This is a genomic window from Pseudomonas sp. SK3(2021), assembly GCF_016772375.1.
GTDB lineage: Bacteria > Pseudomonadota > Gammaproteobacteria > Pseudomonadales > Pseudomonadaceae > Aquipseudomonas > Aquipseudomonas chlororaphis_I.
Genome location: NZ_CP061943.1, coordinates 2,298,502 through 2,322,346, shown reverse-complemented (window position 1 = coordinate 2,322,346; position 23,845 = coordinate 2,298,502). Strand labels below are relative to the sequence as shown.

The following is a 23,845-nucleotide window of genomic DNA, read 5'->3' as shown; positions in this document are numbered from 1 at the left end:
CAAGAAGCGTCAATGGACACGCTTGAATGACACAAGGCTTCTCCAGGATTGAGAAGCCGAAAGGAGGCGACGAACGACAGCAAAAAACCGACAAACGGACTCAGTGAAGAATCCGTGGCCCCTCTTCTTTCTCCAATTCGCCTTCAACCAGGCGACCCGCCATCTGCACACCCACACTCAACATGGCCTTGGCCACCTCGACATGCTGGCCTTGCAAGAAGGCTTTGGCATCCTCTGAAAAGTCCAGAGTGACCAGAGAACCCTCGTCCTCGGCCCTGCGCAGCTCGATACGACCGTCTGGCAATTCGACAATTTCTAGAAAGGACGTTGGCATAAAGGTCTGTTCTCCACGAAAGGCCGGGATTATATCAGTCATCACCCCGACCTCGCGCGGGCCCAAACGGTTTTCTTTATTGGCCTGGCATTACAAACAAGCATTTGTCATCAAAACTGGCAGCGACTTCCTTATCGGAAAACGATGTAATGGCCTGCCTCTTCCTGATGATGCGTTGACCATGGCGCTCGGGAAGATCTGGATGTCTTGCCCCTTACCCATCCTTGAATGCTGGGTCGCACTAGCGGCGACTCAACACTCATTCAGGCCATCACGGAAGCGAATTGCCAAAGCCTTGAGGTTCTGACGCCATTGCTCCAACTCCTCCCGGCTCAGCTCCGGTGCCTGTTCTTCTTCATCGAGGTTCACTGCGACGATCAGCGGCTGGGTGACATCACCCTTGGGTTTATGCGGTACCCGCGGTGGCTGGAACATCGCCGAATGGGCGGCCAGCAGCTTCGCCAGCCAGGTCTCAGGGTTATGGGCTAGCTCGACGAGCTCGGCCAACTCAGGGATGGCGATGCTTTCCAGCACCTCGCGGGTCAGCAGCAGCTCGGCACGGGGTGCATTGGCCTGCGGGAGGCGATAGAAGCCTGCAATTTCATGGCACAAGCCAAGCAGCGCGCCATACAGATGAAACAACACTGACTCTCGCCCTGCCTGCACCAGTGCCTGAGCATTCATTGCCCCGCCCGCTTCCGCTCGCGCCAAGGCCTCCAGCGACAGACCGGCGAAGTAAATTTTCTGGTTGGTGCGGGTATAGAGTTCGTGGGCCATGACGGCAATCTCCACAACGAATAAATAACAGCGGGCTGGCCGTACAGTGTCGTGGAACACTCCAGCCCACCGCAAGCCCAAAAGAAAGGCCGCGTACCCTTGAGAAGTTACGCGGCCTGTCAGAAGCGTCCGATGCGGACCTTAACGCTTGTCTTCGACTTTCCAGCTACCACCGTCGTAGAACGCCCGCCAGCCGGTCGGCTTGCCGTCGACTTCGGTCTGCACGTACTGCTCCTTGGTCTTGCGGCTGTAGCGGATCACCGCCGGGCGCCCCTCCGGATCCTTCTTCGGCGCTTCGCAGAGGAAGTGATACTTCGGATCGATCTCATCCTTGTGCGGAATCAGTTCGAGCACCAGCGGTGCGCGGGTCTCACGGTTTTTCGGGAACTGGCTGGCCGCCAGGAACAGACCCGATGCCCCGTCGCGCAGAATGTAGGTGTCGTTGACCTTCTCGCATTTCAGCTCGGGCATCTTCACCGGGTCCATCTTCGGCGGCGCCGCGTCACCGCTCTTGAGCAGCTTGCGGGTGTTCTTGCAGGTCGGATTGGTACAACCGAAGAACTTGCCGAAACGACCAGTCTTGAGCTGCATCTCGCTGCCGCACTTGTCACACTCCAGGCTCGGACCTTCGTAGCCCTTGATGCGGTAGCTGCCCTCTTCGATCTCGTAGCCCGCGCAATCCGGGTTGTTACCGCAGATATGCAGCTTGCGTTTCTCGTCCAGCAGATAGGCATCCATCGCCGTGCTGCAGATCGGGCAACGGTGCTTGCCGCGCAATACCAGCGATTCGGACTCACCCTCGTCGTCCGCAGCAATCTCGTCGCCCGGTACCAGGTTGACCGTCGCCTTGCAGCGCTCTTTTGGCGGCAGGCTGTAACCCGAACAACCGAGGAACACACCAGTGGAGGCGGTGCGAATCTGCATTGGACGACCACAGGTCAGGCACGGGATATCGGTCATCACCGGCTGGTTGGCGCGCATGCCGCTGTCACTGCCTTCGGCCACTTCGAGTTTCTTCTTGAAGTCACCGTAGAACTCGTCAAGGACATTTTTCCAGTCGCGCTCGCCCTGGGCCACATCATCGAGGTGCTCTTCCATGCCGGCGGTGAAGCCGTAGTCCATCAGGTTGGAGAAGCTCTCGGACAGACGCTCGGTGACGATGTCGCCCATCTTTTCCGAATAGAAACGACGGTTGTGCAGCGCCACGTAGCCACGGTCCTGGATGGTGGAAATGATCGCCGCGTAGGTCGAAGGACGACCGATGCCACGCTTTTCCATTTCCTTGACCAGGCTGGCTTCGGAGTAACGCGCCGGCGGCTTGGTGAAGTGCTGGCTCGGGTCGAGCTTGATCAGCTTCAGCACATCGCCCTGCGCCATGTCAGGCAGGACATCGTCGTCGCCTGGCTTGCTCATCTGCGGCATGACACGGGTGTAGCCGTCGAACTTGAGGATACGGCCCTTGGCACGCAGCTCGAAGCCACCAGCGGCGACACTGACGGTGGTCGACAGGTATTGCGCCGGCAGCATCTGGCAGGCCACGAACTGGCGCCAGATCAGCTCGTAGAGGCGCTCGGCATCACGTTCCATGCCCGACAGCTTGCTTGGGTGGGTATTCACATCGGACGGACGAATCGCTTCGTGCGCCTCCTGGGCCCCTTCCTTGCTGCTGTAGAAGTTCGGCGAGGACGGCAGGTACTTGTTGCCGAACTCTTCTTCGATATAGCTCCGCGCCATCGTCAGGGCGTCAGCCGAGAGGTTGGTCGAGTCAGTACGCATATAGGTGATGTAGCCAGCTTCATACAGACGCTGGGCCATCATCATGGTTTTCTTCACCCCGAAGCCCAAGCGGTTGCTCGCGGCCTGCTGCAGGGTGGAGGTAATGAACGGGGCCGACGGCTTGCTGCTGGTCGGTTTGTCTTCACGCTTGGCGATGGTGTAGGTCGAAGCCTTGAGCTTCTCCAATGCCGCCATGGCCTGGGCTTCGCTCAACGGCTTGAAGGCCTCGCCGTTTTCCCGGGCCACTTCGAAACGCACATTGGCGCCCTTGGCGGTGCCGAGGTCGGCATGAACTTCCCAGTATTCTTCAGGGATGAAGGCACGGATTTCGCGCTCGCGCTCCACCACCAGCTTCACCGCTACCGATTGCACACGACCGGCAGACAGGCCACGGGCGATTTTGGCCCACAGCAGCGGCGAAACCATGTAACCCACCACGCGGTCGAGGAAGCGCCGCGCCTGCTGGGCATTGACCCGATCGATATCCAGCTCGCCCGGCTGGGAGAAGGCTTCCTGGATCGCCTTCTTGGTGATTTCGTTGAACACTACACGCTTGTAGCGGCTGTCATCCCCACCAATGGCTTCCCGCAGGTGCCAGGCAATAGCCTCCCCTTCGCGGTCCAAGTCCGTTGCGAGATAGATAGTGTCAGCATCCTTGGCGAGCCGGCGCAGCTCTTCGATGACTTTTTCCTTGCCTGGAAGGATCTCGTACTTGGCTTTCCAGCCGTGGTCCGGATCGACTCCCATGCGCGAGACCAGTTGCTTGCGCGCCTTCTCCTTGGCCGACAGCGCCGGGGCTTCACCAGCAGCCGCCTTGCCGCGCTTGGCGGCAGGCTCTTTGGCGGCGCTCGCCGAACCACTGGTGGGCAGGTCTCGGATATGGCCGATACTCGACTTCACCACGTATTGGTTACCCAAGTACTTGTTGATGGTCTTGGCCTTAGCCGGGGATTCCACAATGACCAGCGATTTGCCCATGGATCGGAAAATTCCTGAATTCGAGAAGTGAGAGGCGGTTGGCGCCTGACGCGGCACCGCTATATATAGTGGCAACAAGGTGAGGTCAAGCGCAGGGTTTTGCGCGACCTCGGCTCATGGCCGTGAAAAAAGGCTGGGTTCGGCCTGCACCAAAGCAAAGCGTGGCACCTGCTCGCCGTCAACTTCGACCGACTCCAGGAACATGCTCAAGGGGCGCACCCAGAAGCCGTAATCGCCATACAGGGCTTGATAGAACACCACTTCCTCTTCCGTCTCGGAATGCCGCGCCACGCTGAAAACGCGGTACTGCGGCCCCTTGTAATGCTGATAGAGCCCGGGTTGTAATTGCATGTTCTGGCCCTCGCGCAAAATAAAAAATAATAAATCTTCAGAAAAACAAAAACCGGGGCACTGGGCCCCGGCTTCCATCAACGCAACGCTTAAACGCGTTCGAAGACGGTGGCAATACCCTGACCGAGGCCAATGCACATGGTGGACACGCCAAAGGTGCCGCCATTCTGCTTCATGACATTGAGCAAGGTGCCGGAGATACGCGCACCGGAACAACCGAACGGGTGACCCAGGGCGATCGCGCCGCCGTGCAGGTTAACCTTCTCGTTCATCTTGTCGAGCACTTTCAAATCTTTCAGCACCGGCAGAGCCTGCGCCGCGAAAGCTTCGTTGAGCTCGAAGAAGTCGATATCGGCAATTCCCAGGCCCGCGCGCTTCAGTGCTTTCTGCGTGGCCGGTACTGGACCATAGCCCATGATCGCCGGATCCACACCCGCCACAGCCATCGAGCGGATCACCGCCATCGGCTGGATGCCCAGGTCCTGGGCACGCTGCGCCGACATCACGATCATGCACGAAGCACCATCGGTGATCTGCGACGACGTACCGGCCGTCACGGTACCGCCCTTCGGATTGAAGGCCGGCTTGAGGGCCGCCAGGCTTTCCAGGGTGGTCTCGGGACGAATGGTTTCGTCGTAGTCGAACAGTTTCAGGAAACCGTTCTCGTCGTAACCCTGCATCGGGATGATTTCGTCCTTGAACTTGCCTTCCACGGTCGCCTTGTGGGCGAGCTGGTGGGAACGCAGGCCGAAGGCATCCTGTTGCTCACGGGTAATGCCGTGCATCTTGCCGAGCATCTCGGCGGTCAGGCCCATCATGCCCGAGGCTTTCGCCGCGTACAGGGACATGTGCGGGTTCGGGTCGACGCCATGCATCATGCTCACGTGGCCCATATGCTCGACGCCCCCCACCACGAAGACGTCACCGTTGCCGGTCATTATCGCCTGGGCCGCGGTGTGCAGCGCGCTCATCGACGAGCCGCACAGACGGCTGACGGTCTGGCCGGCCGAGGTGTGCGGGATCTGGGTCATCAGCGACGCCATGCGCGCGATGTTCCAGCCCTGCTCCAGGGTCTGGTTCACACAGCCCCAGATCACGTCCTCGACTTCCGCCGGATCGACCTTGGAGTTGCGCTCCAGCAATTTGCTGATCAGGTGCGCCGACATGTCTTCGGCGCGGGTGTTGCGGTGCATACCGCCCTTGGAGCGGCCCATCGGAGTACGACCGAAGTCGACAATCACGACGTCTCTAGGATTCAAGCTCATATGTTCACTCTCGCTCTAGTAGGGGGCGCTTAACCGAAGAAGCTCTGGCCGTTCTTGGCCATCTCGCGCAGCTTCGCGGTCGGGTGGTACAGCGCGCCCAGATCGGCGTACTGGTCGGCCAGGGCAACGAACTCGGCAACACCGATCGAATCGATGTAGCGCAGCGCACCGCCACGGAATGGAGGGAAACCAATACCGTACACCAGGCCCATGTCGGCTTCGGCCGCGGTCTCGACGATGCCGTCTTCCAGGCAACGAACGGTCTCCAGGCACAGCGGGATCATCATCCAGTTGACGATGTCCTCGTCAGTGACTTCACGCTGCTCGTACACGATAGGCTTGAGCACTTCCAGCACCGACGGGTCGGCCACTTTCTTCTGCTTGCCTTTCTTGTCGGCCTCGTAGGCGTAGAAGCCCTTGCCATTCTTCTGGCCCAGGCGCTTGGCTTCGTAGAGCACATCGATAGCCGAACGGCGATCGTCTTTCATGCGATCCGGAAAACCTTCGGCCATCACGTCACGACCGTGGTGGCCGGTGTCGATGCCGACCACGTCCATCAGGTAGGCCGGGCCCATTGGCCAGCCGAATTTTTCCATGACCTTGTCGATGCGCACGAAGTCCACACCGGCACTGACCAGCTTGGCGAAACCGCCGAAGTACGGAAACAGCACGCGGTTGACCAGGAAGCCCGGGCAGTCGTTGACCACGATCGGGTTCTTGCCCATTTTCTTGGCGTAGGCAACGGTGGTGGCCACAGCCAGCTCGCTGGACTTCTCGCCACGGATGACTTCGACCAGCGGCATCATGTGCACTGGGTTGAAGAAGTGCATGCCGACGAAGTTTTCCGGACGCTTGAGGGCCTTGGCCAACAGGCTGATGGAAATGGTCGAGGTGTTCGAGGCGAGGATGGTGCCTTCTTTGACCTGGCCTTCGACTTCGGCCAGAACCGCTTGCTTGACCTTAGGGTTCTCGACGACCGCTTCGACCACCAGGTCGACGTGGCCGAAGTCACCGTAGGACAGCGTTGGACGAATGCCGTTGAGTACTTCGGCCATCTTCGCCGCGGTCATGCGACCTTTATCGACACGGCCGACCAGCAGCTTGGCGGCTTCCGCCAGGCCTTGCTCGATACCGTGTTCGTTGATGTCTTTCATCAGGATCGGCGTGCCTTTGGATGCCGACTGGTAGGCGATACCGCCACCCATGATGCCGGCACCGAGTACGGCGGCCTGCTTCACGTCGTGGGCGATTTCGTCGTAGGCCTTGGCCTTTTTCTTCAATTCCTGGTCATTCAGGAACAGGCCGATCAGGCTCTGCGCGGCAGAGGTCTTGGCCAGTTTGACGAAGCCCGCTGCCTCGACTTCCAGCGCCTTGTCACGACCGAAGTTGGCGGCTTTCTGGATGGTCTTGATGGCTTCGACCGGCGCCGGGTAGTTCGGGCCAGCCTGGCCGGCGACAAAACCCTTGGCGGTTTCGAAGGACATCATTTGTTCGATGGCGTTGAGCTTGAGCTTTTCCAGCTTCGGCTGACGCTTGGCCTTGTAGTCGAACTCGCCGGAGATGGCGCGCTTGACGGTGGCCAGAGCCGCTTCATGCAGTTTTTCCGGGGCGACGACAGCGTCGACCGCACCGACTTTCAGGGCGTCTTCAGCACGGTTTTCCTTGCCGGCGGCAATCCATTCGATAGCGTTGTCGGCACCGATGATGCGTGGCAGGCGAACGGTACCGCCGAAGCCCGGGTAGATGCCCAGCTTGACTTCCGGCAGGCCGATCTTGGCGCTGGAGGACATGACGCGATAGTCAGCTGCCAGGCACATTTCCAGACCGCCGCCCAGTGCGATGCCATTGATCGCGGCGACAGTCGGAACGTTGAGGTCTTCGAAATCGCTGAAAATCTTGTTGGCTTCGAGGTTGCCTGCGACAAGCTCTGCATCCGGCAGCTTGAAGTTATCGACAAATTCGGTGATGTCGGCGCCGACGATGAAGACGTCCTTGCCACTGCTGACGATCACACCCTTGACCGACGCATCTGCCTTGATGGCGTCCACGGCCGAACGCAATTCGTTCAGGGTAAGACGGTTGAACTTGTTGACGGACTCACCCTTGAGGTCGAAATTCAATTCGACGATGCCACTTTCAAGAGCCTTAACCGTGATGGCTTTACCTTCGTAAATCATCAACTGATCTCCACGATATGGAAGCTGAACAGTACACGTCGGACGCTAACTTCTGACTCGGCAGCGACGTTTCCATCGATGCTACGCCAATCCGCCAGGCACACCCGCCAACGCGATAGTCGGGATTCTGGAAGAGCCGTCTGGTAATACAAACGCTCAATTCATACGCCCGTTTGATTCGGGTACGCCACATTCAGGCAAAATCCGACAATTGTCAATCGCCCAAAAGGTTGTTTGAAACGCGACTTCTTAGTCATTCCAGACGGGCACGCACCATCAACAAGCCTGCTCATCTCAGGACATTCATAGAATCAATCTTTAGAAAAGTCGCCCTAATACGTGGCCCCATAACCGATTCGCGGCTACGCTGGCACAATCCTGGAGCGAAAATATGGATGCGTGGCCGAAAACCAGGCGTAAGATCAGCGACAACTCTCTCCCCCGTCGGTCAGAACCAGGGGACTAGAAAGGATTTACCGGCCTGCCTGGCCAACCCAGCCCGACCCTGTCGGGCTTTTTATTGCCTGCCTGCGCCATTGCAGCGCAGGTCATGCTTCACGCCAGCGCCTTGAGCACCGCGGCAATGTCTTGCAAAACACTGGCCTCGCCACGTTCGCCCCAATACAAGACGATCATCTGCCGGTCGGCTTCGACCTTGAACACGTTGGCCGGCAGCGTGCGAAAGTGCTCGAGCAAGGCAGGGTCCGCACAGGCTTCCCGCCATTGGTTGACCCACATGCCCGGCGCACTTTGCCAGTAGGCCCAGCAGGCCGGCTGTGTGCCGCGCCGCGGCCGATGGTATTGCGCACAGGGGCTTGGAGGCTGCGGATCCATCCAGTGCGGCCACTCCTGAGGCGCCAATTGCATGCCCAAGCCCATGCGGCGCGCCTCCATGCGCAGGGCGATCTGCCCGCTCTGGCGGCGCGACGGGCGCAGCCAGGCCAGCGGGCTCAACACCACCGCGAGGATTGACACCACTATCCAGACCGTCATATCTGTACTCCCGATTCTTGATGAGTCGATTGATCCAGGTCGGAACCAATCCGCTTGAAACCAGCCATACTTGAAGCTATTGCAATCCTCAGGAGGTGCACCTCATGCCCTACCACCATATTCTGGTCGCCGTAGATCTAACCGAAGAGTGCGATCCTGTTATCCACCGGGCCCGCGAGCTTTCGGTCAGCAACAGCGCCAAATTGTCCCTGGTGCATATTGTCGAGCCGATGGCCATGGCGTTCGGCGGCGACGTGCCGATGGACCTGTCCCAATTGCAACAGCAGCAGTTCGACCAGGCCAAGGAACGCCTCGATCGCCTCATCACCAAATACCCTGAGCTGTCCAAGGAATACAGCCACCTGACCTATGGCCAGCCACGCCAGGAAATCCACCATCTGGCCAAGGAACAGGAATGCGACCTGATCGTGGTCGGCAGCCATGGCCGGCACGGCCTGGCCCTGCTATTGGGCTCGACCGCCAACGACGTGCTGCACGGCGCCCCTTGCGACGTGCTGGCCGTGCACCTGGTCAAGCGCTGAGCCCGCCGCCGGCAGAATTCTCCGCCCGCACCGGCCCTGCAAAAAAAGCCCGACATGTATGTCGGGCTTTTTTATTGACGCCAGGTCACTCAGGCATCCAGCTCGGCCCAGCGCTCGACCATCGCATCCAGTTCAGCGTTGAGCTGTTCCAGCTGGGCGATGACCGCCGTGGTCTCGGCCGCAGGACGCTGATAGAAGCCGGCGTCGGCCATCTCCGCTTCCACGCTGGCGATCTGCTGCTCCATGGCTTCGATCTGGCCAGGCAACGCCTCGAGCTCCCGCTGCAACTTGTAGCTGAGCTTCTTCTTGGCCGCAGGTGCTTCCTGTGCCGCAGCGGGTGCCGCAGCGACAGGCGCCACCACCGCCGAGTTCAGCTCGGCCTTGCCCGACTTGTTCTCGGTCACACCCAGCAGGCGTGGCGAACCGCCCTGGCGCAGCCAGTCCTGATAACCACCGACGTATTCGCGAACCTTGCCTTCGCCTTCGAACACTAGGGTACTGGTCACCACATTATCGAGGAATGCCCGGTCGTGGCTGACCATCAGCACGGTGCCCTGGAAGGTCAGCAGCACTTCTTCCAGCAGCTCGAGGGTTTCCACGTCCAGGTCGTTGGTCGGTTCGTCGAGCACCAGCAGGTTGGCCGGCTTGCTGAACAGCTTGGCCAGCAACAGGCGGGCACGCTCGCCACCGGACAGCGCCTTGACCGGCGTGCGGGCACGCTGCGGGCTGAACAGGAAATCCCCCAGATAGCTGAGCACGTGACGGCTCTGGCCATCGATATCGATAAAGTCGCGACCTTCGGCGACGTTGTCGATCACGGTCTTTTCCAGGTCCAGTTGATGACGCAACTGGTCGAAGTAGGCCACATCGATACGCGTCCCCTCCTCGACCTTGCCGCTGCTCGGCACCAGGCCACCCAGCATCAGCTTGAGCAGTGTGGTCTTGCCGGTGCCGTTGGCGCCGAGCAGGCCGATACGGTCACCGCGCTGCAGGACCATGGAGAAATTCTTGACCAGGAATGGCCCGCCCGGATGAGCGAAGCTCACGTCTTCGAGCACCATGACCTGTTTGCCGGACTTGTCGGCGGTTTCCAGCTGGATATTGGCCTTGCCGGTGCGCTCGCGACGTTCGCTGCGCTCGACCCGCAGGGCCTTGAGGGCGCGCACGCGGCCTTCGTTACGGGTACGGCGGGCCTTGATGCCTTGGCGAATCCAGACTTCCTCCTGGGCCAGGCGCTTGTCGAACAGCGCATTGGCCGTTTCTTCGGCCGCCAGCACCGCCTCCTTGTGCACCAGGAAGCTGGCATAGTCACCGTTCCAGTCGATCAGCCCACCACGGTCCAGTTCGAGAATCCGGGTCGCCAGGTTCTGCAGGAAGGAACGGTCGTGGGTAATAAAGAGGACAGCGCCCTGGAAGTCCTTCAGGGCTTCTTCCAGCCAGGCGATGGCGCCGATATCCAGGTGGTTGGTCGGTTCGTCGAGCAGCAGCAGGTCCGGCTCGGACACCAGGGCCTGGGCCAGCAGGACGCGACGGCGCCAGCCACCGGACAACTCGGCGAGGGTCTTGTCGGCCGGCAGCTGCAGGCGGCTCAGGGTGCTGTCCACCAGCGTCTGCAAGCGCCAGCCATCACGGGCTTCGAGGTCGTGCTGGACGTGCATGAGCTTTTCCAGATCGGCATCGGTGACAATGTTCTGGCTCAGATGGTGATACTGCGCCAGCAGCTCGCCAACACCATCAAGGCCTTGGGCGACGACGTCGAACACCGTCCGCTCGTCGGCCACTGGCAATTCCTGCGGCAATTCGCCGATTTTCAGACCGGGCGCGCGCCATACGGAACCGTCGTCGGGCTTCTGATCGCCCTTGACCAGCTTCAGCATGCTGGACTTGCCAGTGCCGTTACGGCCGATGATGCACACCCGCTCACCACGGGCGATCTGCCAGGACACCTTGTCCAACAACGGCATAGCGCCGAACGCAAGGGACACATCGCTGAATTTGAGCAGGGTCATGAGCTTCTCCAAAAACCGGGCGCGCATTCTACCTGAGTTGAGGCCTCAGAAGGCCGGCATTTTCACTGCTGAAGCGCCCTGAACAACATTTGCAACGAACTGGCGACAAGAGGCCGGCAAAGCTTTCACCCGCTGCTGGCAAAAGGCTAAGCTAGAGAGTAATCAGTGTTGGCATTGTCGGCACTTGTCATGATTTCTCTGCCCGGATGTCTCATGCGCAGTCGCCTTTTCAGTCTTTTGTCCTGCCTGCTTCTTTCTGCCTCTGCCGTGCACACTGCTCAGGCCGCGGACCTCTCACTCCAGCGTCAATATTACGATGAAGCCAAACGCGCCCTGGCCAAGGGCGACACAGGCCCGTATTTCCGCTACCGCCAGGTCCTCGCCGACTACCCGCTCGAGCCCTACCTGGCCTACGACGAACTGACCGCCCGGCTAAAGACCGCCAGCAACGCCGAGATCGAAAAGTTTCTCCGTGAACACGGCGACCTGCCCCAGGCCAACTGGATGAAACTGCGCTGGTTGCGCTGGCTGGCCGAACGCGGCGACTGGGCCACCTTCGTCAAGTATTACGACCCCAAGCTCAACTTCACCGAGCTGGACTGCCTGAACGCGCAATACCAGTTGGGCCACAACCTCAAGGCCGAAGGTTATGCCGCCACCGACAAGCTCTGGCTCAGCGGAAAATCCCTGCCGGCCACCTGCGACGCGCTGTTCGCCCAGTGGGCCGCCGAAGGCCAGTTGACCGAACAGAAGCGCTGGCAGCGCGCCAAGCTGGCCGCCGAAGCCCGCAACTACCCACTGGCCAATAGCCTGGTCAAAAGCATGAGCACCCTCGCCCCTCAGGGTCGGCTGCTGGTGGACGTTGCCCAGAAGCCCGAGCTGCTCAGCCAGCCATCGCGCTTCACTCCGGCCAGCGAAGCCATGTCCGACGTGGTCGGTCTGGGTCTGCGCCGCCTGGCCCGCCAGGATCCGGACAGGGCCATGGCCCTGCTCGACGGTTATGCCAGTAGCATGCACTTCTCCCGTGACGAAAAAGTGGCGATTGCCCGGGAAATCGGCCTGACCTTGGCGCGGCGCTTCGACAGCCGCGGCCTGGAGGTGATGACCAAATACGATCCCGAGCTGCGCGACAACACGGTTTCCGAGTGGCGCCTGCGCCTGCTGCTGCGCCTGGCTCGCTGGGAAGATGCCTACCAGTTGACCCGCAAGCTGCCCCAGGACCTGGCGACCACCAACCGTTGGCGCTACTGGCAGGCGCGCAGCCTGGAACTGGCCGAGCCACAGAACCCTCAGGCCCAGACCCTCTACAAGGGCCTGGCCAACGAGCGTGACTTCTATGGTTTCCTCGCGGCCGACCGTACCCAACTGCCTTATCAGCTGAACAACAAACCGCTGGTGCTCAGCCAGCAGGTGATCAACAAGGTACGCAATACGCCTGGCGTGCGGCGCGCGCTGGAGTTCCATGCCCGCGGCCAGATCGTTGATGGCCGGCGTGAGTGGTACCACGTCAGCCGTCACTTCAACCGTGACGAAATGGTCGCCCAGGCCAAGCTGGCCTACGACTTGAAATGGTACTTCCCGGCCATTCGCACCATCAGCCAGGCGAAGTACTGGGACGACCTGGACATCCGTTTCCCGATGGCCCACCGCGACACCCTGGTGCGCGAAGCCAAGGTCCGCGGCCTGCACTCGAGCTGGATATTCGCGATCACCCGCCAGGAAAGTGCGTTCATGGACGACGCTCGCTCGGGCGTCGGCGCGACCGGCCTGATGCAGTTGATGCCTGGTACCGCGAAGGAAACCGCGCGCAAGTTCAGCATCCCGCTGGCCTCGCCGCAGCAAGTGCTGAACCCGGACAAGAACATCCAGCTCGGTGCCGCCTACCTGAGCCAGGTGCACAGCCAGTTCAACGGCAACCGGGTGCTCGCGTCCGCCGCCTACAACGCCGGCCCCGGTCGTGTGCGCCAATGGCTCAGGGGCGCCGACCACCTGAGTTTCGATGTCTGGGTGGAAAGCATTCCGTTCGACGAAACCCGCCAGTACGTGCAGAACGTGCTGTCCTACTCGGTGATCTACGGCCAGAAACTCAATTCGCCACAACCGCTGGTGGACTGGCATGAGCGGTATTTCGACGATCAATAAGTAATAACGCCTCATAAAAATGCCCGCAGCGATGCGGGCATTTTTGCTTCCAGCGCAGGCTCAGGAAGCAGCCTGGCCATCGCTGAACTGCAGCGCCGCCAGACGCGCATACAGCGGATTGCTGGCAATCAACTCCTGGTGAGTACCCACCGCCACCAACCGCCCCTGATCCATCACCGCGATGCGGTCGGCATTTTTCACCGTGGCCAGGCGGTGGGCGATCACCAGGGTGGTGCGATTCTTCATCAGGCTCGGCAAGGCCTGCTGGATCAAATGTTCGCTCTGGGCATCCAGGGCGCTGGTGGCTTCATCCAGCAACAGGATCGGCGCATCCACCAGCAGCGCCCGGGCAATCGCCAGGCGCTGGCGCTGGCCACCGGAAAGCCCCAGCCCCGCGTCGCCGAGGTGGGTCTGGTAACCCTCGGGCATTTTCTCGATGAAGTCATGGGCGTAGGCGATCCTTGCCGCCTCCCTGACCTGCTCCGGGGTGGCCGAGGGTTTGCCATAACGAATGTTCTCCTCGATGCTGCCGAAGAACAGCGCCGGGCTTTGCGACACCAGGGCAAAACAGCGCCGCACATCCTGCGGGTCGAGCCGGGTCAAGGGCACGCCATCGAGCAGGATGCGCCCCTGCTCCGGATCGTAGAAGCGCAGCAGCAGATCGTAGAGGGTCGACTTGCCCGCCCCCGACGGCCCGACCAGTGCCAGGGTTTCCCCCTCGCGAACCGTCAGGCTCAGGCCATCGACAGCATAACTGTCCGGACGCGACGGATAAGAGAAGCGCAGGTTTTCCAGCACCAGCTCGCCCCGCACCCGCTCGGGCAAGCTGACCAGACCGTCGCTCGGCGGCTGGATGAGGTTTTCCGAACGCAGCAACTCGGCAATCCGCTCCGCCGCGCCGGCGGCCCGTTGCAGCTCGCCAATCACTTCGCTCAGGGTACCGAAGGCACTGCCGACGATCAGGCTGTAGAAGACAAAGGCCGCCAGCTCGCCACTGGAAATGCGCCCGGCAATCACATCCATGCCACCGACCCAGAGCATCACCCCGACCGCCCCCAGCACTAGCACGATCACCAGGGTAATCAGCCAGGCACGCTGGACGATACGCCGCCGCGCGGTGGTGAACGCCTCCTCCACTGTCAGGGCAAAACGCCGCTCATCCTGGGGTTGGTGGTTATAGGCCTGGACGGTCTTGATCTGGCCCAGGGTTTCCGCCACATAGCTGCCGACGTCGGCGATACGGTCCTGGCTCAAGCGCGACAGGCTGCGCACCCGGCGACCGAAAATCAGGATCGGCACCAACACCAGGGGCAAGGCGATCACCACGATGCTGGTGAGCTTGGGGTTGGTGACAAACAACAGCACGATGCCGCCGATGACCATCAATGCATTGCGCAAAAACAGCGAGAGAGACGAACCGATCACCGACTGCAGCAAGGTGGTGTCAGCGGTCAGCCGCGACTGGATCTCCGAGCTGCGATTGTTCTCATAGAAGCCCGGGTGCAGGTAGATCAGATGGTTGAATACCTGCCGACGGATATCCGCCACGCAGCGTTCGCCAATCCACGACACCAGGTAGAAACGCACGAACGTCCCCACCGCCAGCCCCAGCACCAGCAGCAGAAACAAGCCGATGGACTGGTTGAGCAGGTCCGGCGATCCGGTCATGAAGCCCTGGTCCACCAACAGGCGGATACCCTGCCCCATGGATAGGGTGATGCCCGCGGTCACCACCAGCGCCAGCAACGCCCCCAGGGCCTGCCAGCGATAAGGCGCGATAAAACGACTGGCCAGGCGAATCGCCCGGCGTTGACGCGAAGAAAGCATGAAGTTCATCCGGGAGCACACCTGGGAACGGCCCCGCCCCATTCACTGCTGCCTGATCCAGCAGAGCGTGAGGCGAAGCCCTGTTTGTCGGAATCGATTTCCTGGAACCTTCTTTTCCTGAAACCTTCTTTCTTTTTCTGGAACTTCGGTAAATCACAATGAGTCAGGTTAATTATGTCCGCTGACACTAGAGCCTAGATGCTATTGGTCTAAGGTCCGAGTGGAAGTCCACAGGCATTTCTGTTGGACTGAGGACTCCACCGGATAGAAAACGCCGTAGTGGGACCTTGCAGGGAGTTGTCATAGCTTGGTCACCTGGCGGTTTTAAAGTAAGCGCACAACCTGATGAGGAGACAGGCCATGTCCTTGCAAAACAGCAGCAATGACAAGATTGAAGTGATTCGTACCCACCCCGACCAGTCTCTGGGATGCGCCATCATCGACGCTCAGGGTCGCGAAGTACCGATCACCGAAGACATGATCCAGAACGCCTGCCGCGAACTGGAAAAGCGACTGGTCAAGCCTGCGCAGCAAGATTGACACATAGCCTCACGTCCTCTTGACCCGGCCCTGAAGCCGGGTTTTTTATGCCTGCCAGAAACGCCTCGGCTCAAGACCCGTTCAGCGAACCGACACCGCCCCCAGGGCCGATACGATCTGCTGCAAGCCTGGCGCTTCACCCTGGATACGCACGGCCAGCCCATCGATTTCACGTCGCGGCGGATAACCCTTGCGCAACGCATCGAAGGCCGCGCGCTGCTCGGCCACGCTGCCCACCAGGCTGCGGCGCAAATCCGCATCGTCGCGCCGCGGGTCGTAGACCGCCCGACAGATCATCGCCAGGGACCAGGCCGGGTCGCTGCCGGCATCGAGGCTCACCTCCGACAGCCATGGCCGAGGCAGCAGGTCGCGCAAATGAATCGCTTGCGGCTGTCCAAGGTAATCGCACAGCGCCTGATAGATCTGTGCCGTCCCGCGCTGCCGGCCATCGAGGCTGTAACCGGCGATATGCGGCGTGGCCAGCACGCAGAGCTCGGCCAGGGCCACGTCGACCTGGGGTTCGCCTTCCCAGACATCCAGCACCGCCTGCAGGTCTTCGCGTTCGAGCAACACCTCGCGCAGGGCGCTGTTATCCACCACCGCGCCACGGCTGGCGTTGATCAGCCAGGCGCCGGGGCGCAGCTGGCGCAGGCGCTGCTCGTCCAGCAGGTGCCAGGTCGACAGCTCGCCGGCCTTGGTCAAGGGGGTGTGCAAGCTGATGACATCGCACTGGGCGAGGATCTGTTCCAGGCTGACATAGTCGCCACCTTCCGCCACCTGCCGTGGCGGGTCGCAGACCAGGACTTTCCAGCCCAGGCCGCGCAGCACCTCGATCAGCCGTCCACCGACCTCGCCCGCGCCCACCACGCCGTACGTGCGCTGCGTCAGGTCGGCGCCTTCGATTTCCGCCAGGGTCAGCAGGCTGCCCAGCACATAGTCGACCACCCCGCGCGCATTGCAGCCCGGCGCGCTGGACCAGCGAATGCCCGCCTCGTGGAAATACTCGAGGTCCAGGTGATCGGTGCCAATGGTACAGGTCCCGACAAACCGCACCTGGCTGCCCTCGAGCAGGGCGCGGCTGACCTGGGTCACCGAACGGACCAACAGCACATCGGCGCCCTCGATGGCGGCGCGGTCGATGGCCCGCCCCGGGAAACGGCGGATCTCGCCGAATCCGGCAAAAAAGGCATCGAGCAGGGGAATATTTTCGTCGGCAACAATCAGCATGGCAGGCTCCTTTCGCGGAGCCGCAGTTTAGGCTTAGAAGGCCGTGTTGGGCCAGCGAGCAATCCACCCCGCCGGCCACCGCCAGCACTTACAAATAGACAACAGAGGTTTTTTCCTGACTCATCCGTCAATGCGTAGAATACGCCGCCCTGCGCATCAACCCTGTGGACGCTTCGCCTGTGAATTCCGTGACCGATACCCCTGCCACCTCCCTCAACCGCCCGGCCCGGGTGCGCCTTGAACTGCGCAGCCTGCTAACCCTGGCCTTGCCGATCATGATCGCGCAACTGGCGACCACGGCCATGGGCTTCGTCGACGCGGTGATGGCCGGACGGGTCAGCCCACGGGACCTGGCGGCCGTGGCGCTGGGCAACTCGATCTGGATCCCGGTGTTCCTGTTGATGACTGGCACCCTGCTGGCCACCACACCCAAAGTGGCCCAGCGGGTCGGCGCCGGCACCTACGGCGAGATTGGCCCGATCGTGCGCCAGGCGCTGTGGCTGGCCCTGGCGGTCGGCCTGAGCGCCAGCCTGATTCTGCTCAGTGCCGAGCCGGTGCTGCACCTGATGAACGTCGACCCGACACTGATCGGCCCCTGCATGGAATACCTGCACGGCATCGCCAGCGGCCTGCCGGCGGTGGCGCTGTATTACGTGCTGCGTTGCTGCAGCGACGCCCTGGGGCGCACCCGGCCGAGCATGGTCATCGGCCTGTTCGGTCTGGCCCTGAACATCCCTATCAACTACGTATTCATCTATGGCCACCTCGGTGTGCCGGCCATGGGCGGCGTCGGTTGCGGCTGGGCCACGGCGATCGTGATGTGGGCGATGATGCTGGCCATGGCCGGCTGGACCCGCTGGGCCCCGGCCTACCAGAGCAGCCAACTGTTCAAGCGTTTCGACTGGCCGCAATGGGCGGTGATCAAGCGTTTGCTGAGCGTCGGCCTGCCGATCGGCATCGCGGTGTTCGCCGAATCGAGCATCTTCGCGGTGATCGCCCTGCTGATCGGCAGCCTCGGCGCCACGGTGGTGGCCGGGCACCAGATCGCCCTGAACATCAGCTCCCTGCTGTTCATGATTCCGTATTCCCTGGGCATGGCGGTCACGGTGCGGGTCGGCCAGGCCCTGGGCGCCGGCAACCCGTATCAGGCGCGCTTCGCCGCCGGCGTCGGCCTGGGCGCGGCGCTGGCCTTCGCCCTGCTCTCCGCGAGCCTGATCCTGCTGCTGCGTGAGTCCATCGCCTCGATCTACACCCCGGACACCGCAGTGATCCAGGTCGCAGCGATGCTGATCGTGTACGCCGCGCTCTACCAGTTCTCCGACGCGATCCAGGTGATCTGCGCAGGCGCCCTGCGCGGCTACCAGGACACTCGGGTGACCATGGTCCTGACGCTGCTCGCCTACTGGGGCATCGGCTTACCGGTGGGTTATGTGCTGGGGCTGACCGACTGGTTCGGCCCTGCCAGCGGCCCGAGCGGGCTGTGGGAAGGCTTGATCGCCGGCCTGAGCTGCGCGGCGCTGATGCTGTCGATCCGCCTGGCACGCAGCGCGCGCAAGCGAATCCGCATCAGCCGGGTGGCGGGTTAATCGGACTTCTTGCGAATCCAGTACAGATAGGTGCCGGCCTGTTCCTGCTGGGCGACCAGCTCATGGTCGAGGAACACGCAGAACTTGGGGATGTCGCGGCGGGTCGAGGGATCGGTGGCGATCACCTTGAGCAGGCCGCCGGGCTGCAGGTCACGAATATGCTGGTGCAACATCATGACCGGCTCCGGGCAATTGAGCCCGGTGGCATCCAGCGTGCCGTCGACCGGCGTATCGATGATTTGACTCATAACTCACTCCTGAAACTGGCCGGCATTGTCGCGCAATGCCGGCATCGGCGCTATCTGTGACATTGCGCCGCAACTGTGTTCAACGAGCCTTGGGCTTCTTTTCATCCAGCCGCCGCAGGTGGCAGGTCACTTCTTCACGGTCGTGGTACAGCTGCTTGCAGCCGATGGCCACGCGAATGCCACGCGCCTTGAAGCCATCCTCGATCCGCTCGAGCAAACGCTTCACTTCTGCGTAACGCTGCTTCATCGGCAGCTTCAGGTTGACCACCGCTTCGCGGCAGTGCCCCTCGCCGATCCAGGTTTCCAGCAAGGCGGCGTTGCGCGCCGGTTTCTCGACGATGTCGCAGACCATCCAGTCCACCGGCTGCTTGGGCTTGAAGGTGAAACCGTCGGCCATCAGGTGCTGCACCAGGCCGGTGTCCATCAGGCTTTCGGCCATCGGCCCGTTGTCGACAGCGGTGACCAGCATGCCGCGGTTGACCAGTTGCCAGGTCCAGCCACCCGGGGCGGCGCCGAGGTCGACGCCGGTCATGTCGCCGTGCAGGCGCTCGTCCCACTGCTCGCGAGGAATGAAGTGATGCCAGGCCTCCTCCAGCTTCAGGGTCGAGCGGCTGGGCGCTTCACGGGGGAACTTCAAGCGCGGAATGCCCATCGGCCACATGGCCGAATTGCCGGCATCGGCCAGGCCGACAAACACCTCGCGGCCGCTTTTGAAGGTCAGCAGCAAGCGCGGCTTGCCGGCATCGTCCACCAGCTTGCCGGCTGCCGTCAGGGCCTTGCGCAGCGGTGCTTCGAATTTCTTGCAGAAGTTCGACAGCTCTTTGCCGTCATTGGTATCCACCACTTCCAGCCACAGGCTGCCGCAGGTCGGGAAGCTCGCCAGATGGGCCAGGATCACGCTGATACGGTCGGTTTCCGGCAGATCGACGAAGACGCCCCGCGCCCACTGTCGCGGGAAGATCAGTTCGGCAAAACGCAACTCGCGCATCAGACGCTCGGCGCCGTCTTCTTCGCTGCACACAAACTCGGCACAGGCGGTGCTCGGCTTGGCCTTGGCGTACCCGGCCACGTTCAGGCGCGCGGCATGGTCGGCGATCTCGGAACAGACTTCGCCTTCGAAGCCCGGCCGGCAGTGCATAAAGAGGGTGTTCATCGAATCTCCTGGGCAATTGGCAATGAATCATGCGCAAACCCGCTGTAGCAAAGCCTGTCACGAAAACCGGCGCATGATAGCCGAGTTCGGAACCTTGGACTTGTCCATAGAGTCCAGTTATTAGCCAGCTACTGAAAACAGGGCTAGCTTAAGAGCTCTGCCCTTCCCGTCAGGTCCGTAGCCGTGCGGACCAAAAGGAGTGATTCAATGCCGTCCCTCGATAGCCTGAAAACCCTTAAAACATTAAAAGTCGACGACAAGACCTACCACTATTTCAGCCTGCCGGAAGCCGCCAAGCGCCTTGGCGATCTCGACAAGCTGCCGATGTCGTTGAAAGTCCTGCTGGAAAACCTGCTGCGCTGGGAAGACGAAAAGACCGTCACCGGCGCCGACCTCAAGGCCCTCGCCGCCTGGCTCAAGGAGCGTCGCTCGGATCGCGAGATCCAGTACCGACCGGCGCGGGTACTGATGCAGGACTTCACCGGCGTGCCGGCGGTGGTCGACCTGGCGGCCATGCGCGCGGCCATGGCCAAGGCCGGCGGCGACCCGCAACGCATCAACCCGCTGTCGCCGGTGGACCTGGTGATCGACCACTCGGTGATGGTCGACAAGTTCGCCAGCAGCACCGCCTTCGAACAGAACGTCGACATTGAAATGCAGCGCAATGGCGAACGTTATGCCTTCCTGCGCTGGGGCCAGAGCGCCTTCGACAACTTCAGCGTGGTGCCTCCGGGCACCGGCATCTGCCACCAGGTCAACCTGGAATACCTGGGCCGCACGGTCTGGACCAAGGACGAAGACGGCCGCACCTACGCCTTCCCCGACACCCTGGTCGGCACCGACTCCCACACCACCATGATCAACGGCCTCGGCGTGCTCGGCTGGGGCGTGGGCGGCATCGAGGCCGAGGCGGCGATGCTCGGCCAGCCGGTGTCGATGCTGATCCCGGAAGTCATCGGTTTCAAACTGACCGGCAAGCTCAAGGAAGGCATTACCGCCACCGACCTGGTGCTGACCGTCACCCAGATGCTGCGCAAGAAAGGCGTGGTCGGCAAATTCGTCGAGTTCTATGGCGACGGCCTGGCCGACCTGCCGTTGGCCGACCGCGCCACCATCGCCAACATGGCCCCGGAATACGGCGCCACCTGCGGTTTCTTCCCGGTGGACGACGTCACCCTGGAATACTTGCGCCTGTCCGGCCGCCCGGACGCCGTGGTGAAGCTGGTGGAGGCCTACAGCAAGACCCAGGGCCTGTGGCGCCTGCCGGGCCAGGAGCCGGTGTTCACCGACAGCCTGGCGCTGGACATGGGCACGGTGGAAGCCAGCCTGGCCGGGCCGAAGCGGCCGCAGGACCGGGTCTCGCTGCCGAACGTCGGCCAGGCCTTCACTGACTTTCTCGACCTGCAGTTCAAGCCCACCAGCAAGGAAGAAGGCCGCCTGGAAAGCGAAGGCGGTGGTGGCGTGGCCGTGGGCAGCGCGGACCTGATAGGCGAAGTCGATTACGCCCACAATGGCCAGACCTATCGCCTGAAAAACGGCGCGGTGGTGATCGCCGCTATTACCTCCTGCACCAACACCTCCAACCCCAGCGTGATGATGGCCGCCGGCCTGGTGGCGAAAAAGGCCGTGGAAAAAGGCCTCAAGCGCAAACCCTGGGTGAAGAGTTCGCTGGCCCCGGGTTCGAAAGTGGTCACCGACTACTACAAGGCCGCCGGGTTGACCCAATACCTCGACGCCCTGGGTTTCGACCTGGTGGGTTATGGCTGCACCACCTGCATCGGCAACTCCGGCCCCTTGCCGGAGCCGATCGAGAAAGCCATCCAGAAAGCCGACCTGACCGTCGCCTCAGTGCTGTCCGGTAACCGCAACTTCGAAGGCCGCGTGCACCCGCTGGTGAAAACCAACTGGCTGGCCTCGCCACCGCTGGTGGTCGCCTATGCCCTGGCCGGCAGCGTGCGCATCGATATCAGCCGCGAGCCGCTGGGCGAAGGCAAGGACGGCAAGCCAGTCTACCTGCGCGACATCTGGCCAAGCAGCCAAGAGATCGCCGAGGCGGTCACCCAGGTCAACACCCGGATGTTCCACAAGGAATACGCCGAGGTATTCGCCGGCGACGCCCAGTGGCAGGCCATCGAAGTACCGCAGGCCGCGACCTATGTGTGGCAGGCGGATTCCACCTATATCCAGCACCCACCCTACTTCGACGACATCTCCGGCCCTCTGCCGGTGATCAAGGATGTGACGGGCGCGCGGATCCTGGCGCTGCTGGGCGACTCGGTAACCACCGACCACATCTCCCCGGCCGGCAACATCAAGGCCGATAGCCCGGCCGGCCACTATCTGCGCGAGCAAGGCGTGGAACCGCGGGACTTCAACTCCTACGGCTCGCGTCGCGGCAACCATCAGGTGATGATGCGCGGCACCTTCGCCAACATCCGCATCCGCAACGAAATGCTCGGCGGCGAGGAAGGCGGCAACACTATTTACATTCCCACCGGCGAGAAACTGGCGATCTATGACGCGGCCATGCGTTACCAGCAATCGGGTACGCCACTGGTAGTGATTGCCGGCCAGGAGTACGGCACCGGCTCCAGTCGCGACTGGGCGGCCAAGGGCACCAACCTGCTGGGGGTCAAGGCGGTGATCGCCGAGAGCTTCGAGCGCATCCACCGCTCCAACCTGGTGGGCATGGGCGTGCTGCCGCTGCAGTTCAAGCTCGACCAGAACCGCAAGAGCCTGAACCTCACCGGCAAGGAAACCCTGGATATCCGGGGCCTGACCGGCGTCGAACTGACACCGCGGATGAACCTGACCCTGGTGATCACCCGCGAGGATGGCAGCCAGGAAAAGGTCGAGGTGCTGTGCCGCATCGATACCCTGAACGAAGTGGAATACTTCAAGTCCGGCGGGATCCTGCACTACGTCCTGCGGCAGTTGATCGCGGCGTAACACCATGCTGCAAAACCAACACCGCCTACGGGCGGTGTTTTTGTTTCACTTATTCATCGCCCCCGCCTCGTTATACTGGCCCCTCGCTCGTTCTATCCAGTAACCGTCGACGCAGGTGGCGCGAGCGGCTGATTCCATTCTTTTCGCAACAAGGATTTCACATGACTGTTCTGCCATGGATGTACCTGGCACTTCTCTCCATTGGCTACGCCCTGGCCCTGAGCTACGGCCAACTGGGCCTGCTGGCGGCGGTTTCCGTTGCCTTGCTGCTGTGCGCGGGCTTTGCCGTTCGCCAGCAGAAAAGCCCTTACGCGCGTTACCTGGGACACGGCCTGTTCGTGGTACTGGCCCTGGCGCTGGCCATGCATTGGCTGCCCGGTTTCTACAATGGCCGGGCAATTGGCCCGGAACGCTTGACCGCCGATGCCGTGCCGTTCTCCATGTACCTGAACCAGGACAAACCGCTGATCGGCTTCTGGCTGTTGCTGGTCTGCCCCTGGATCATCGGGCGCCGCTCGCTGCGCCTGTCTCTCTACACCACTGCCCTGGCCTTGACCCTGACCGCCCTGGCGGCCCTGGGCGGCGCGGTATTGCTGGGTATCATCGACTGGGCGCCGAAATGGCCGGACCAGGCCTGGCTGTGGGTGCTGAACAACCTGCTGCTGGTCACCCTGGTGGAGGAAGCGCTGTTTCGTGGCTACATCCAGGGTGGCCTGAGCCGTCGCTTCAAGAATCTGCCCTATGGCGAAAACCTGGCGCTGATGTGCGCGGCCCTGCTGTTCGGCCTGGTGCATGTGGGCGCCGGCTGGCAATGGTGGCTGCTGGCGAGCATCGCCGGGGTCGGTTACGGCCTCGCCTACCGTTTTGGCGGCCTGGGCGCTGCGGTGGCCACCCATTTCGGCTTGAACCTGCTGCACTTCGGGTTATTCACCTACCCGATGCTCGCGGGTTGACCCTGGCCAAGCCGGGGC

Annotated in this window: 18 protein-coding genes; 6 read left to right on the top strand and 12 right to left on the bottom strand. The window is 61.9% G+C overall.

What is annotated here, in order from left to right:
- Nucleotides 1–100: 100 nt before the first annotated feature.
- From IF690_RS10565 to IF690_RS10535, 7 genes are all read right to left on the bottom strand, one after another.
- On the bottom strand, nucleotides 101–334 hold the full coding sequence (locus IF690_RS10565; RefSeq protein WP_009042980.1) for a hypothetical protein: 234 nt from the start codon (nucleotides 332–334) through the stop codon (nucleotides 101–103).
- Nucleotides 335–586: 252 nt separating this feature from the next.
- Nucleotides 587–1,111 carry a DUF6586 family protein gene (locus tag IF690_RS10560; protein WP_009047965.1) on the bottom strand — a complete coding sequence of 175 codons (525 nt, stop codon included), beginning with the start codon at nucleotides 1,109–1,111 and terminating at the stop codon, nucleotides 587–589.
- Between the two features lie 141 nt (nucleotides 1,112–1,252).
- On the bottom strand, nucleotides 1,253–3,865 hold the full coding sequence (gene topA / locus IF690_RS10555; protein WP_202700006.1) for a type I DNA topoisomerase: 2,613 nt from the start codon (nucleotides 3,863–3,865) through the stop codon (nucleotides 1,253–1,255).
- Between the two features lie 114 nt (nucleotides 3,866–3,979).
- On the bottom strand, nucleotides 3,980–4,216 hold the full coding sequence (locus tag IF690_RS10550) for a DUF1653 domain-containing protein (protein ID WP_023968538.1): 237 nt from the start codon (nucleotides 4,214–4,216) through the stop codon (nucleotides 3,980–3,982).
- 89 nt (nucleotides 4,217–4,305) lie between these two features.
- Nucleotides 4,306–5,481 (bottom strand): acetyl-CoA C-acyltransferase FadA, encoded by a 1,176-nt coding sequence (fadA, locus tag IF690_RS10545; protein ID WP_180924835.1) that lies wholly within the window; start codon nucleotides 5,479–5,481, stop codon nucleotides 4,306–4,308.
- A 29-nt stretch (nucleotides 5,482–5,510) separates the two neighbouring features.
- Nucleotides 5,511–7,658 carry a fatty acid oxidation complex subunit alpha FadB gene (fadB, locus tag IF690_RS10540; protein ID WP_202700005.1) on the bottom strand — a complete coding sequence of 716 codons (2,148 nt, stop codon included), beginning with the start codon at nucleotides 7,656–7,658 and terminating at the stop codon, nucleotides 5,511–5,513.
- A gap of 555 nt (nucleotides 7,659–8,213) precedes the next feature.
- On the bottom strand, nucleotides 8,214–8,651 hold the full coding sequence (locus tag IF690_RS10535) for a hypothetical protein (RefSeq protein ID WP_009047960.1): 438 nt from the start codon (nucleotides 8,649–8,651) through the stop codon (nucleotides 8,214–8,216).
- Between the two features lie 104 nt (nucleotides 8,652–8,755).
- Here IF690_RS10535 and IF690_RS10530 point away from each other — a divergent pair, with 104 nt between their 5' ends.
- On the top strand, nucleotides 8,756–9,193 hold the full coding sequence (locus IF690_RS10530) for a universal stress protein (RefSeq protein ID WP_007921319.1): 438 nt from the start codon (nucleotides 8,756–8,758) through the stop codon (nucleotides 9,191–9,193).
- Nucleotides 9,194–9,282: 89 nt separating this feature from the next.
- Here the strand turns inward: IF690_RS10530 and IF690_RS10525 are convergent, their stop codons facing one another.
- On the bottom strand, nucleotides 9,283–11,202 hold the full coding sequence (locus IF690_RS10525) for an ATP-binding cassette domain-containing protein (RefSeq protein ID WP_023968535.1): 1,920 nt from the start codon (nucleotides 11,200–11,202) through the stop codon (nucleotides 9,283–9,285).
- Between the two features lie 213 nt (nucleotides 11,203–11,415).
- Here IF690_RS10525 and IF690_RS10520 point away from each other — a divergent pair, with 213 nt between their 5' ends.
- Nucleotides 11,416–13,344: a transglycosylase SLT domain-containing protein gene (locus IF690_RS10520; RefSeq protein WP_202700004.1), complete on the top strand. Its 1,929-nt coding sequence runs from the start codon at nucleotides 11,416–11,418 to the stop codon at nucleotides 13,342–13,344.
- A 60-nt stretch (nucleotides 13,345–13,404) separates the two neighbouring features.
- Here the strand turns inward: IF690_RS10520 and IF690_RS10515 are convergent, their stop codons facing one another.
- Nucleotides 13,405–15,180 (bottom strand): ABC transporter transmembrane domain-containing protein, encoded by a 1,776-nt coding sequence (locus IF690_RS10515; RefSeq protein ID WP_202700003.1) that lies wholly within the window; start codon nucleotides 15,178–15,180, stop codon nucleotides 13,405–13,407.
- Nucleotides 15,181–15,531: 351 nt separating this feature from the next.
- Here IF690_RS10515 and IF690_RS10510 point away from each other — a divergent pair, with 351 nt between their 5' ends.
- Nucleotides 15,532–15,711 carry a PA1571 family protein gene (locus IF690_RS10510; protein WP_007921326.1) on the top strand — a complete coding sequence of 60 codons (180 nt, stop codon included), beginning with the start codon at nucleotides 15,532–15,534 and terminating at the stop codon, nucleotides 15,709–15,711.
- An 81-nt stretch (nucleotides 15,712–15,792) separates the two neighbouring features.
- On the opposite strand, the gene pdxB is transcribed toward IF690_RS10510, so the two are convergent.
- Nucleotides 15,793–16,938, bottom strand: coding sequence for a 4-phosphoerythronate dehydrogenase PdxB (gene pdxB, locus IF690_RS10505; RefSeq protein WP_202700002.1), 1,146 nt, complete (start codon nucleotides 16,936–16,938; stop codon nucleotides 15,793–15,795).
- A gap of 179 nt (nucleotides 16,939–17,117) precedes the next feature.
- On the opposite strand from pdxB, the gene IF690_RS10500 reads away from it, so the two are divergent.
- Nucleotides 17,118–18,524: an MATE family efflux transporter gene (locus IF690_RS10500; protein ID WP_202700001.1), complete on the top strand. Its 1,407-nt coding sequence runs from the start codon at nucleotides 17,118–17,120 to the stop codon at nucleotides 18,522–18,524.
- Here the strand turns inward: IF690_RS10500 and tusA are convergent.
- Both tusA and rlmM read right to left on the bottom strand, forming a co-directional pair.
- Nucleotides 18,521–18,772, bottom strand: a complete 252-nt coding sequence (gene tusA, locus IF690_RS10495; RefSeq protein WP_202700000.1) for a sulfurtransferase TusA — start codon at nucleotides 18,770–18,772, stop codon at nucleotides 18,521–18,523. The two genes, IF690_RS10500 and tusA, sit on opposite strands and share 4 nt — an antisense overlap.
- Nucleotides 18,773–18,851: 79 nt before the next feature.
- Nucleotides 18,852–19,925: a 23S rRNA (cytidine(2498)-2'-O)-methyltransferase RlmM gene (gene rlmM / locus IF690_RS10490; RefSeq protein WP_202699999.1), complete on the bottom strand. Its 1,074-nt coding sequence runs from the start codon at nucleotides 19,923–19,925 to the stop codon at nucleotides 18,852–18,854.
- Between the two features lie 207 nt (nucleotides 19,926–20,132).
- On the opposite strand from rlmM, the gene acnA reads away from it, so the two are divergent.
- Together acnA and IF690_RS10480 are read left to right on the top strand one after the other, a co-directional pair.
- Complete coding sequence (gene acnA, locus IF690_RS10485) at nucleotides 20,133–22,874, top strand: aconitate hydratase AcnA (protein WP_202699998.1); 2,742 nt, start codon at nucleotides 20,133–20,135, stop codon at nucleotides 22,872–22,874.
- A gap of 161 nt (nucleotides 22,875–23,035) precedes the next feature.
- The gene (locus IF690_RS10480; RefSeq protein WP_202699997.1) at nucleotides 23,036–23,827 is read left to right on the top strand and encodes a CPBP family intramembrane glutamic endopeptidase; all 792 of its coding nucleotides are present in this window, start codon (nucleotides 23,036–23,038) and stop codon (nucleotides 23,825–23,827) included.
- The last annotated feature ends 18 nt before the right edge of the window (nucleotides 23,828–23,845 follow it).